The following is a 12,782-nucleotide window of genomic DNA, read 5'->3' on the forward strand; positions in this document are numbered from 1 at the left end:
GTGAATTATGCTATACTTTTATTCAACCTCCAACTAAAACAAAGCCTCTTGGTAATTAATCCTTTAAAAAATTAGTATATGAAAAATGTAATCCCAGTTCTTTTAACCATAATTCTTTTTCAATCATGTGCACAACAATCGAATACAGATATTGATACTACCGTTGATATGATCAAAAAAGTAGAAACTGGTCTTACAACTCGGGTACATATAGAAGGAGATTCTACATGGACTATAGAAGAACGCATGAGCCACTATGGTATTCCGGGTGTGAGTATCGCAGTCATACATAATGGTGAAATTGCATGGACAAAAGGGTATGGTGTTGTGGATAAAGAAAGTCAAACCCCAGTAACCACACAAACGCTTTTCCAGGCAGCGGCAACGAGTATGCCGGTAACAGCCTATGGCGCATTATGTCTTGTAGAACAAAATAAATTAGATCTGGATGAAAACATTAATAGCTATTTAAAATCCTGGAAAGTCCCAGAAAATGAATTTACCAAAGAAAAGAAAGTCACCATAAAAAATCTTTTGAATCATTCTGCCGGAATACATCCTCGAGGGACAGGATCATATCATATGAATGACAAAATCCCAACACTTGTAGAAATCCTAAACGGAACTTCTCCAGCCAAAAACGAGCCACTAACCGTAAATAAAGAACCTGACGAAAGTGTTCGTTTTGCATATGCTAGCTATGTACCTATTCAACAAATGATGTTGGATGTTGGAGAGAAAACGTTTCCGGGGATCATGCATGAACTCGTGTTACAACCCTTAGAAATGAACAATAGCACGTTTAATCAATCGCTTACCACAGAACAATTAACGAAGGTAGCAACAGGTTATTTAAAAGACGGTTCGATAGTAAAAGATGGAAGAAAGATTCATCCATCAATGGCTTCAGACGGATTATGGACAACTGCTGAAGACTATGCCAAATTTATAACCAACGTACAGCAAACCCTAAATGGAAAGCCTACTAAAGGATTATCAAAAAATCTAACAACATTAATGGGTACACCTTATGGAGTGAGTAATCCTGGTTGGTCATTTACATTGGGGTTAGGGTTTCAACTCATTAATAGAAACGAAGAGATCTACTTAAGGCATCACGGATGGAACACAGGTTTTTATGCCGAGATTATAGCGCATAGAGACAAAGGCTATGGTGTGGTAGTGTTCACTAATTCTACTTTTCCCGAATTTAATGCTGAAGTGATTCGGGCTGTAGCCCTGGCTTATGATTGGGACAAGCTTGTTCCCGTGCATAAAAAAATAGAAGTTGAACAATCTCTAGTAAATAAAATCACAGGAAGATACATCAACAATGGTAGGATTATTCAGGTTTTTCAAAAGGATAATCAACTATTCTATAAAAATATCCTGGACGTGGAGGCTGAAGAACTAGTCAAAATCTCAGATAGCAGTTTTGTGAGAAGAAACTCTAGTCGATGGATACAATTCAAACCAAATCCTGAAAATAAAACCCTGAATTTACAGTATTTAAATAGAAACGATGGAACGATAGCTTTAGCTTTTGATAAAGTAGATACGAATAAAAAAGAACCTGTAGAATTCCTTCTAGAAGGGGACTTTGATAGCGCACTTAATGCCTATAAGGCCTTAAAAGAACAAGACTCAACCTATCTTACCGTTACCGAAGACTATTTAAATGATCTTGGTTATGATTTTTTTCATGAAGATAGGATGAAATTATCACAAGATGTTTTCAAGGTGAATATTGTGCTCTATCCAGATAGCTTCAGAGTGTATGATAGTTACGCAGAAGCCTGTGCGAAAATAGGTGAAACTGATCTGGCTATTTTAAATTATACCAAATCATTAGAATTGAATCCTCAAAACAACGGTACCCGACATAAACTTGAGGAGTTACAACAAAGTAAATGAAACTAACTTTCATTTTTTCCTGTACCTACGCCACGGTCAAACATTGATAAACAATTAAAAACATGAAAAACAAAACAGGATTACTACTCATACTACTTCTTATAGTAATACATAAGAGTTTTGCCCAACAAAAAGATCATGCCCCAGAGGCCACAGCAGCACAGATCGAAGGCTCGTTTCGGGATATTCCATATCTGGAAAATGCCTTTATCGATGCTACACCCAAGGCAAAAAAGGACAAGATACCTGTGGGGAAACTAGGTGTTGATGGCGGTAATAAAAAGATGATCCTAACCCTTACCAAAGAGATTGCCGATAGTCTATATGGCAGATATGACAGTTTTCTTATTGCTCACAAAGGAAAACTGATCTTTGAATCGTATTACAACCGCGGTCGTATAAACCTACCACATCCACAAGCCTCAGCCACCAAAGGATATACTAGTTTAGCGCTAGGTCGTGCGATACAGTTGGGACATCTCACCATGGAAGACCTACACAAACCCATAATCAGTTTTTTAAAAGACGTAGATGCTACCAAATTAGTAATGGGTGCCGAAAAAATCACCTTACATAAGGCATTGACTATGCGTTCTGGTATACGTTTGACCGACGAGCAACGAGAAACCTTTGATAAAAACCCAGATATGATCAAAGGACAGCAGCAAGTACAAACCTGGTTGAGCCTTAGTACCCCAATTACCTCTGCTACCCAAACTTTTAAATATAGTAGGGATGCCACTTTGGTGATGCAAGTGATCGATGCCGTGGTGCCAGGATCTGCCAAAGATTTTATCCAAAAGGAATTGCTAAACAAAATGGGCATTACTAATTATGGTTGGCCTACTGCAGATAATGGGTTACCACAATCCGGAAGCCGAGCCAGAATTACCTCTCGAGATATGGTGAAAATTGGAACACTCGCCAAAAACAAAGGAAAATGGAATGGTGAACAGTTGATCCCGGAAGCGTATATCAAAAAAGCCACAAGTAGAATTTTGTATACCGGGGATGAAGAGGTACATTACGGTGGTAAAGATGTATCCCGACAAGGTTATGGGTATTTCTGGTGGAGTGCCAACCTAAAATGCGGAGATAAAAGTTACTTTGCCAGATCAGCACAAGGAGGGTATGGCCAGTTTGTCGTATTGATCGACGAATTAGATTTGATGGTGGTGCATACGGCACATGATAACGATACCAACTATATGCAAATCATCGCAGAGCGAGTGTTACCTGCATTTATAAATGAATAACATAAACCATGAAAAAACCGTATTTCACTATATGCTTCCTTGTTGGAATTCTACTCGTATTGGCCTGCAACACAAACAAAAAGCAACAAAGTAGTGATGCTAATCATGAAATAACAAAAAGCCGCTATTTTGGACAAGAACCTCCCGGATTAATACCTGAAATTTTTGCCCCAGGAATTATTTCCTTAGAAGGAAGATATGAGCATGGTATTTCATTTTCTCCTGATTTCAAAGAGGTCTATTTTAGTGCTAATTATGAAGATGGAGAACCCAGTATTTATTATGCCAAACTCGAAGACCAGAAGTGGATCACCCCACAAAAAGCAAACTTTACTAAGGGTAAAAAAGTAGGAGAGATGCATCCTATGGTAAGCCCTAATGGTAAAATGATTCATTTTGCTGCTCATGATTCTTTTTCTTTACCACATCATAAAGAGTCTGTAAAAACTTGGTATGTACAACGTTTAAAAAATTCCTGGAGCCAAGCAAAACAATTGGACTCCCCTGTAAATGACGATTTTGTTTTCTATGCCAACGAAGCGAAAAACGGCGACCTTTTTTATACCAATGTATCCAAACGCAAGATGTATGTTGCCTCAAAGAAAGAGAATGCATATCCAGAAGTACAAGAAGTAGGAATTGGAGGTTTTCATGGATTCATTGCTCCATCTCAAGATTACATAGTAACCAATGCTAGAAACAGAGAAGATACGTTACGAAAAAGTGATATATACGTCTATTTTAAACAGAAAGATGGGGGATGGTCTAAACCTTTTAATCTTGGAAGTGAAGTAAATTCTAACTTTTCAGAAACTTGCCCAAGCATCACTCCAGATGGTAAATATCTGTTTTTTGGTAGGTATAATGAAGAAGGAGGATTATCCAATTTTTATTGGGTAAGTACAAAAGTTATTGATCAAGTAAGACCTAAATAACAGTAATAAAAAAGCTACAAAAACAAGTCCTTTGGGCGAATCTCTAGAATTCCCTGTTTTCTTGGTAATCACCCTTTCTTCCCAAAAAGCAAAAAATGCAGTGAGCCTTAATTACTAGAAAGAATAATTTTTTCACACTAAAATTCAATTATAAAAAAAACAAATAATTGATAATAAATATGTTACCTTTTTTTGTACTTTAGGAGTGATAAATTTTATAGAAATAACCCCGTATTCAAACTATTTGAATATGGGGTTTTTGTATTAATCATTGAAGCTTAAAAAGAGTAGCAATATATCTAATAACGAGTATTTATAAATGAACAAGGATAAAAGAAGCTCTGAAGCCATAGAACTTGAAGCAAAACTTATTAGACAAGAACATAGATTAATTGCTTTACTAAGAAATTTCTTTATTCATAGGAATCGGACATGGAAAAAGGGAGATCCAAGAAATAAAGCGGCTAGGAATGCATTCTTTTGGGGGTTGTTTTTTTCTCCAACGACAGTATCCATTGTATTTACGGGAGGCATATTAAGTTTATTTACTGTATATCTTATGAATAAACAAAATAAGCTGTTGCAGTCTCAAAATAAACTTATCCAATATCAAAACATGCGGATATCTCAACAAACTCATTTATTTGAAGCAGAAAGGGTAAGTTCTTTAGTTTTTTTATTCAATAATATAATGGACAAAATTGATGAAGAATTGAAAAATCCAGAAAATATTTCTAGGCAATTATCCGATCAATTATGTGCAAGGATTATTTCTTTAAGTAGGCGGTTAAAACCTTATAAACAATTAAATATAGAAAAAGGAATACTTGACAAAAAAATGTATAGCCCAGAAAGAGGACAATTGTTAATTAATTTGATCGAAGCAAAACTAAATCAAGAAACCTACATTAAGATCTTTAAAAAATCAGATTTTTCGTATTCTCATCTTCCGAATTACAATTTTGGTGATTACACATTTATCAAAGGAATTAATCTATCTAATTCTAATTTACAATCAATCGTTATTGATAACTCAGATCTTTCAGAAGGAAATTTTAGCTATTCTAATATGTCAAATGCAAAAATAAAAAATTGTGATCTTTCCTTAACTAGTTTCAAAGGAACCAATTTATTTGGCTCAACAATAGATCAAATAAATTTTGATTACTTAAATAAAAAATATAAGAATGATTCTGTAAGTGATAGTTTTGATAGGATGGTTTATATACTAGAAAAAAATGTCAACACTCCAGACAAAAGACAGTTTATTTCAATTGTGTTGGACGATGCTAATTTGATCAATGCACAATTCAATAATATCAAGTTTGATGATGCTAGTTTCATATGTACAAATTTGAATGGCGCTATATTACAAAAGGTTAATTTTGATGAATGCCAAATGTCAAATGCTAACTTTTTAAATGCTAAGCTAGAAAGAGTTAACTTCATTGAATCAAACCTATCGAATTCCAGTTTTGGTGACATTGCTTATAACAACATAGTGCGCTTTAAAAATTCTGACTTAAGAAATGCAGTTTTTGAACCTGGTAAAATAAAATTTAGTGCACAGTTATTTATTAATAGAAGAGGTTTTATAAACTATAATTTGTTTTCTGGTAAAAAAACAAATTTAACTGATACAAAACTCCCTAAAACTATTCCATTGGCATTATATCAAACCGATTTTGATGCTAAAAAAATAAATTACCGATTAGAAAGAGAAAACTTTATTACTACTAAACCTATTTTTGAATTAATGGACAAGGATACAACAAAGAAAAGAGGAGTATACATCCAATTAACAAGAAAATTAGGGGATTCAACGATATCGTATTGGGATGATCATTACTTTAACTATGAAAAAGATACGTTCGGCCATAAATTATCTAATTATTTTAATGATTTAACTCCTGAGAACATTAAAAAGATAAAAGCACAGTATAAAGTTAAATCCAACGATATCCCATTTAAAAATAAAGCCTTTAAAGATAAGAAAGTTGGTGTTAAAATGGTTTGGTTAGTAGAAAAGAACGAATAAAAACAAAGTCATTAGTCTACTCGCAGATCTAGAAGATTTCCTATCTTTCTGCTCAATTATCACCCTTTCTTCCCAAAAAGCAAAAAATCTTGGGAACCGCGATTGCTTAAGAACAAGTCCTGGATACCATCACCGTTTACATCCACAAAATCAATATCAAATCCTCTACCTTTAATAGAGGCAGGCATAAAGGTACCTGTAGTATCAGAAAATGATCCTTTACCATTATTGATATATACACTAAATGGACTATCCCCATCAAATCGAGCGCCGCTGGTGTTCCCCGTCATGATATCAACATCCCCATCACGGTCTATATCCAAAAACGCCACCCCAAAACATCGGTGTTCATCTTTGGGGAGGTGAGTAGTGGTAATGTCTGAGAAAAAACCCTTTCCATCATTCAATAACAATCGATTCTGTCGCAGTGCATTGGGTACAAAAGCTTGCACATTTCCGTATAAAATATCCAGATCTCCGTCTCCATCAATATCCGCGGTAACCACTTCTCTGGTTTCTTCGGGTTCGCTGCGATAAGGGAGTCGATCTGCAGATTGATCTTTAAAAAAGCCTTTCCCGTCATTTACCAATATGCGATTAGCATCTTCGTTGGCCACTAGTATATCCTGATCCCCATCTTTATCGATATCGCATAGCGTAAGATCCTGGGTTACATCTACAAATGCTCCAAAACGTGCGAGGGTTTCATCTTTAAAATGTCCTTTACCATCATTAATCAATACATTGTTCTGGCCGTTGTTGCCAATGAGTATATCTGGAGCTCCGTCATTATTCACATCGTAAACTACCACAGAATTAGAAGTTCCAGTTACAGGAATTCGATCGCCACCATCAGTAAAGGTCCCATCACCGTTATTAATGTACAGTTCGTTGGTTTTATCATCCTCACTCACCACAATGATATCTGGATCTCCATCCCCGTCAAAATCGGCAATACCAATATCCTCGCTATCATGAGCAACTTGAGGAATACGTTTACTTTCGTTGGTAAATTTTCCTTTCCCATCATTAATGAGTAAGATATTAGGTTTATGCTCATTGGCGATCAAAATATCAGGATCTCCATCTCCATCCAGGTCAGCAATTCCCGCATCCATAGAAAGGGCTTGCAGATCTTGATATGGCAGGTGAGTTAGGGTAGCATCGGTATACAAAGCGGTTGCTTTTTGTTCTTGACTATGCCCATGGAGCATAATCCCAAACATTAGCAAGAATATAGGACTCTTTTTCATCGATTTGTGCGGTTTTTCGCTAATGTAAGCTATTTTGAAACATGGGAATCGGCATGCGCTTTACATTAACATGACATTAGCAAACCAGCGATAACAACGAATAACTTTTTTTAGCTATTTTTATGTCCTTTAATCACATAAATGACTACTCAACCGAAGTTACCACGCTCTTTTTTTAAACGTATTCCTCATGCCATAACCATGCTGTTTGGTATTATCATCTTTGTTGCCCTGTTAACGTATGTACTTCCCGCCGGAATGTATGAACGCATACAGGTCAATGGCAGAAGCGCTGTAGTTCCTAATTCATATAAGGTGATCACGTCTACACCCATTGGGCTATTGGATATGTTTAAAGCGATTCCTTTGGGTTTTAAAGCAGCTTCTGAAATCATTTTTATCGTACTGGCTGGAGGGATTATGTTTGGCTTTATGGATAGAACAAAAGCAGTAGAAAATGGAGTAGGGACCTTGGTTAGGAAATTGGGGCAAAAGAACAAAGTACTGATCATCATCATCATGACATTTATCTATGGTATGCTAGGCGTGGCTATAGGCTATGAAAATAATATCGCCATGGTACCAATTGCGGCAGTACTCAGTCTGGCGTTAGGGGGGGATCTAATTTTGGCTGCAGGGATTTCTGTGGGAGCCATGACTATTGGTTTTGGTTTGTCTCCTATCAATGCGTATACCGTAGGGACCGGACATAAACTCGCAGAACTCCCTATGTTCTCTGGAGCTTTATTGCGCAGCATACTTTGTTTTGCGGCCTTAAGTTTAATGGCTTTTTATAATGTGCGCTATTTTAAAAGGATTACCGCAAATCCAAACAAAAGCCTTGGGAAAAACCTTGATCTTAGTGAATTATCCCTATCAAAACCCATTAGTGATTATCGGTTAAGTGGTAACAATATCATGGTGATTGCCATTTTTACGATTGGACTTTTAGTCATTCTATACGGAGTCTTCAATTTCAATTGGTACATTAACGAGCTATCGGCCGTTTTTCTAATGATTGCCCTTCTTTGTGGATTGGTATCCAAGATGGGCGCTACGCAAATGAGCGAAACGGTATTAAAATCAGTAAGTATTGCTGCTCCAGGTGCTTTTATGGTAGGTTTTGCTACTTCTATAAAGGTATTGATGGAAATGGGAAATATTGGAGATACGATTTCTTATGAACTCTCCAGCATTTTACAAGGTTTGCCACTACACGTAGCCGCTATTTGTATGACCATTTCGCAATCAGTAATTAACTTTTTTATCCCTTCGGGAAGTGGGCAGGCATTGGCTACATTACCCGTAATGCTCCCTTTGGGGGAATCCCTTGGTCTTACCAAACAAGTCACTATTTTAGCTTTTCAGATGGGGGATGGGTTATCCAACTTAATTAACCCTACCTTAGGTGGATTAATTGCCATGTTGAGCATGTGTCGTGTACCCATTGATCGATGGATTCGTTTTATATTTCCGGTATTACTCAGTTTAATAGGTATTGCCTTTTTAACCTTAATTATAGCAGTAGCAACAAATTATAGCTAATTATGAATGCAGCAGATATTCTCTCAAAACTCGTTTCATTTCCAGTCCTTGGGGGCGAAAGTAATTTAAGTATTATTCATTGGATCAAAGAATATATCGAATCCTATGATATCGAAGTACAGTTAGTCCCAAACACAGAAGGAAACAAAGCTTCTTTACATTGCAGAATAGGCCCTGCAGTGGATGGAGGGGTCATTCTTTCAGGTCATACCGATGTAGTACCTGTAAAAGGACAAAAATGGGACACCGATCCGTTTGTATTGACCGACAAAGGAGATGGAAAGCTATACGGAAGAGGTTCATGCGATATGAAAGGGTTTATTGCTTGCTGCTTAGCAGTATTGCCGCAAATGGCCAAAGCTGATCTGAAAAAGCCTATTTATTTTGCCTTTTCATATGATGAAGAAATAGGATGTTTGGCAGGACCTGAGCTAGCACGTGCAATAAATGATTTTTATACAGAAACTCCTAAATATGCGATTATCGGAGAACCTTCTTTGATGGAACCTATCGTAGGGCAAAAAGGAATTTATATTCTAGAAACCTATGTCACTGGTTCTGAAGGGCACAGCAGTCGTATTAAACAAGAGGTGAGTGCCATACACGAATCTATGCGTCTTATCCTTTGGCTAGAGAATAAAATGAATCAATTGATTGAAAGTAAACAGTTTGACAATCGTTTTCATCCGCCGCATTCAACCATCCATATTGGGTTAGTAAATGGAGGGATTGCTCCTAATATCATAGCTGATAAGGCTTATTTTTACTGGGACCTACGGACTATCCCTATGGATGATGTCAATACCATTATCGCTGAGTTTGAAGCCTATTGCAAAGAACGAGTAGGAGAGTTACAAAAGATATTTCCAGACTTTTCTATAAAAACGATTGAAAATCATCCCGCAGTACCACATTTGGATACCAAAGATGATGCAGATGTCGTGCATTTGGTAAAAAAGATCTGTGGCAAATCTGAATTAAACACCGTAGCATATGCCTCTGAAGCTGGTCAATTTGCGGATGAAGGGTTTCAATCGATTATTTGCGGACCAGGATCTATTGCCCAGGCGCATCGCGCTAATGAATTTATAGCCAAAGAACAACTGGATAAAGGGGTGGAGATGATAGACAAACTCATTGAGGAGTTGTCATCAGATCATTTTGTGTAGAAGAGTGCCTTGCTTATTTTAATACTATCCCGTATTCCCAAAATCACAACGCTACAACCTATAATCATTTCTAGTATCCATAGAAAATCAATAGGTCTAAAAAGAAGCATAAGTACTCTAATAGCAACATAAGCCATGAGCATATGATTGAGTATCGTCTTATTTTTTTCTTTAATAGCAAAAAGTATAAGGACACTCAATAAAAGTACAGTGCTGATTACCATGATTTCTGTAGCATAAGGCCAGCGCAATACCCGCATGGTCATGGCGATTATTAATACAGCACTCAATATCCAACCCAAAATCCCTGGGTATTGTCTTTTGATCAATGTGCTTTCCATAAAACAGACCAATACCAATACTACCATTTTGATATCAGCTTTGGGGATGATACTGAAATTTATGGGATCGGTTTTAAGAATGCTAAAGAGTATCTTATTGATCAAAGGTGGGATATAGACCAAACTAAACAGTAGGGTAATAACCAATAATAGGTGTTTCTGGACAAGGATGATACTTTTGAGGTTAAATATAGCATTATTATTAGGGTTTAAAGTGCCGATTTAGGATTGAAACTGCCCTAGAATTCACTAGATACGTACTAGGGCAAGATCTATTGGGTGTGGTATTATAGTACCATACTCAATATTTTTCATGTCAGATGAAATTTGCCTCGAAATCTTCTTCCAAAATAAATTAATAAACTTGGGTAACATTTTACCATCCGTCAACACTTATAAACAACATTTATCATTTTAAAACATTTTTTACAAAACACTTTTCATGAAAAACACACTCTTTTTACTGTTCTTTTCAATTCTTTTTGTTTCCTGTTCTTCTGATGATACAGAGATATTGCAACAACAACAAGAAGAAGAGGATGATCCTATAGAAGTAATTGCAGAAGGGAAGCAATCATTCAGTATTGATTTTAAAGAAATAATAGCAAAGAGTTTATCCAATAAAACCGTTGATCTTGTTCCAGACTATGCTTTGATTAGTATTAATGATAGTGACGGAAACGAAATATTATCCAGAGAAAAAATTTCAATTGTTGAAGTAGATGAAAAATACGTAACAGAAGAAATTACTTTGGATGCGGGAACCTATAGTTTAACCGAATTTATAGTGGTGGATGCAAATGATGTAGTCATCTCATTAGCTCCAAAGGTAAATTCTGCGTTATCTCAATTTATAGAAAATTCAATCCCTTTCGATTTTACCGTAGAAACCGATGAATCTGCCATTGCTGATGTAGAAAACATTGATGCTGCAGGCTATGTAGCTTTTGATTTTGGGTATGATGATTTGGATGTAATGATACCAAACGCTACAGATTCTTTCAGTTTAACTATCGACGAATCTTCTGATTTTACGCCAAAAACTATTGTTCTAAAATCGATTACAGCATCAAATTATGTTGTAGACTGGGGAGATGGTACTGTTGAAGATTACGTATCTACAGCTACCGATACTACCGAAGAAAACGAATTAACCCACACATATACAGCTGTAGATGTTTATGAAGTTACGATAAGCGGGCCTTTAGAAGTAATCGAAGAGTTTAGTTTCTACAGTAATACGGAAGAAGGAAATCCTTATCAAAGTAATATCACTTCAGCAGATATAGAAAAGTTAATACTGCTTAAAAAATGTCATATTTATAGTGGTAGACTTTCAGGACTCAACACCTCTAATAATACGGTTTTAGAAATATTAGAATTAGGCTATAACGAAATAACTAGCCTTGATGTTAACAATAACAAAAATTTAAAAAGAGCCTGGCTAAGACACAATCAGCTCACTGAATTTGATGTTTCCCAAAATTTAGAACTAGAATTCTTATGGGTAAATGGAAATCAAATTTCAAACCTCGATGTCTCCAACAATATCGCTTTAAAGAAGTTATTTGCTCGGGATAATGGAATCAGCAATTTTGATGTTTCGAATAGTTTAGAATTAGATGATATTGACCTTAGCGGGAATTCAATCAGTAGTATAGATCTTACCAAAAACACAAAATTAGTGGAGATCAATATAGGAGCTAATCAGCTTACTGAAATTGACCTTTCTCAAAACACAGAGTTAAAACGTGTTGATTTGTATGAAAATCAAATCACCAACATTGATTTTTCTTTTAATACAAAATTACGGGATATTTACATTCATGATAACTTACTCAATACGTTGGATGTATCCAATAACCCTGAGTTAGAACGCTTAATTATTAGAAACAATACCATAAGCACTTTGGATATATCGAATAATCTTAAAATTTTCAATTTAGAGATAACAGGGAATCAATTTGATGCCATTGAGATCGATCAGATGATCGCACAGATATACGATCAAGCAATTCTAAACGAAACTATGAACGGGTATGTAGATTTTAAAAACAATCCTGGGTTTAATGCTATTGCTCAATCTACTATTGATCAGATGAATGAACTGCAAGCTGATTATATGTGGATTTTTAATAATAACTAAGGCTACATTTAAAGATTCGACTATGATATAAACTCTTCAGTAGACGTACTACATCCATATAGCATATCTACTGAAGAGCTTTAATTTAGATTTTTCCCAATCCACAACTGTATAATACTACTTTCAGAAAACAACACAATACATCGGCTAGCATATCTTATTTCAGCATCAAAACCGCTATGGTA

At 35.9% G+C, this 12,782-nt stretch carries 9 protein-coding genes; 7 read left to right on the forward strand and 2 right to left on the reverse strand.

The annotated features are described in order from the left end of the window. Positions 1-78 precede the first annotated feature (78 nt). The 4 genes from BUE24_RS03210 to BUE24_RS03225 all read left to right on the forward strand — a co-directional run bounded on the left by BUE24_RS03210 (position 79) and on the right by BUE24_RS03225 (position 6,143). Positions 79-1,914 (forward strand): serine hydrolase domain-containing protein, encoded by a 1,836-nt coding sequence (locus tag BUE24_RS03210; protein ID WP_073313822.1) that lies wholly within the window; start codon positions 79-81, stop codon positions 1,912-1,914. Between the two features lie 62 nt (positions 1,915-1,976). Next, complete coding sequence (locus tag BUE24_RS03215; protein ID WP_073313824.1) at positions 1,977-3,170, forward strand: serine hydrolase domain-containing protein; 1,194 nt, start codon at positions 1,977-1,979, stop codon at positions 3,168-3,170. A gap of 8 nt (positions 3,171-3,178) precedes the next feature. Then, positions 3,179-4,105, forward strand: a complete 927-nt coding sequence (locus BUE24_RS03220; RefSeq protein ID WP_073313826.1) for a PD40 domain-containing protein — start codon at positions 3,179-3,181, stop codon at positions 4,103-4,105. A gap of 319 nt (positions 4,106-4,424) precedes the next feature. Continuing rightward, positions 4,425-6,143, forward strand: a complete 1,719-nt coding sequence (locus BUE24_RS03225; protein ID WP_073313828.1) for a pentapeptide repeat-containing protein — start codon at positions 4,425-4,427, stop codon at positions 6,141-6,143. 59 nt (positions 6,144-6,202) lie between these two features. On the opposite strand, the gene BUE24_RS03230 is transcribed toward BUE24_RS03225, so the two are convergent. Continuing rightward, the gene (locus BUE24_RS03230) at positions 6,203-7,396 is read right to left on the reverse strand and encodes an FG-GAP repeat domain-containing protein (RefSeq protein WP_084549376.1); all 1,194 of its coding nucleotides are present in this window, start codon (positions 7,394-7,396) and stop codon (positions 6,203-6,205) included. Positions 7,397-7,537: 141 nt separating this feature from the next. Here BUE24_RS03230 and BUE24_RS03235 point away from each other — a divergent pair, with 141 nt between their 5' ends. Continuing rightward, complete coding sequence (locus BUE24_RS03235) at positions 7,538-8,941, forward strand: YfcC family protein (protein ID WP_073313832.1); 1,404 nt, start codon at positions 7,538-7,540, stop codon at positions 8,939-8,941. A 2-nt stretch (positions 8,942-8,943) separates the two neighbouring features. Then, positions 8,944-10,110 (forward strand): acetylornithine deacetylase, encoded by a 1,167-nt coding sequence (gene argE, locus BUE24_RS03240; protein ID WP_073313834.1) that lies wholly within the window; start codon positions 8,944-8,946, stop codon positions 10,108-10,110. Here argE and BUE24_RS23675 read toward each other — a convergent pair. After that, complete coding sequence (locus BUE24_RS23675) at positions 10,098-10,598, reverse strand: hypothetical protein (RefSeq protein WP_139241903.1); 501 nt, start codon at positions 10,596-10,598, stop codon at positions 10,098-10,100. The two genes, argE and BUE24_RS23675, sit on opposite strands and share 13 nt — an antisense overlap. Before the next feature lie 295 nt (positions 10,599-10,893). On the opposite strand from BUE24_RS23675, the gene BUE24_RS03255 reads away from it, so the two are divergent. Then, positions 10,894-12,597 (forward strand): leucine-rich repeat domain-containing protein, encoded by a 1,704-nt coding sequence (locus BUE24_RS03255; RefSeq protein WP_073313840.1) that lies wholly within the window; start codon positions 10,894-10,896, stop codon positions 12,595-12,597. The last annotated feature ends 185 nt before the right edge of the window (positions 12,598-12,782 follow it).

It is taken from the genome of Aquimarina spongiae, assembly GCF_900141785.1.
Taxonomy (GTDB): domain Bacteria; phylum Bacteroidota; class Bacteroidia; order Flavobacteriales; family Flavobacteriaceae; genus Aquimarina; species Aquimarina spongiae.

Bases quoted from the DNA above. Each gene is read 5' to 3' on its own strand.
- BUE24_RS03210 (WP_073313822.1), top strand. From the start codon at position 79: ATGAAAAATGTAATCCCAGTTCTTTTAACCATAATTCTTTTTCAATCA.
- BUE24_RS03215 (WP_073313824.1), top strand. From the start codon at position 1,977: ATGAAAAACAAAACAGGATTACTACTCATACTACTTCTTATAGTAATA.
- BUE24_RS03220 (WP_073313826.1), top strand. From the start codon at position 3,179: ATGAAAAAACCGTATTTCACTATATGCTTCCTTGTTGGAATTCTACTC.
- BUE24_RS03225 (WP_073313828.1), top strand. From the start codon at position 4,425: ATGAACAAGGATAAAAGAAGCTCTGAAGCCATAGAACTTGAAGCAAAA.
- BUE24_RS03230 (WP_084549376.1), bottom strand. From the start codon at position 7,396: ATGAAAAAGAGTCCTATATTCTTGCTAATGTTTGGGATTATGCTCCAT.
- BUE24_RS03235 (WP_073313832.1), top strand. From the start codon at position 7,538: ATGACTACTCAACCGAAGTTACCACGCTCTTTTTTTAAACGTATTCCT.
- argE (WP_073313834.1), top strand. From the start codon at position 8,944: ATGAATGCAGCAGATATTCTCTCAAAACTCGTTTCATTTCCAGTCCTT.
- BUE24_RS03255 (WP_073313840.1), top strand. From the start codon at position 10,894: ATGAAAAACACACTCTTTTTACTGTTCTTTTCAATTCTTTTTGTTTCC.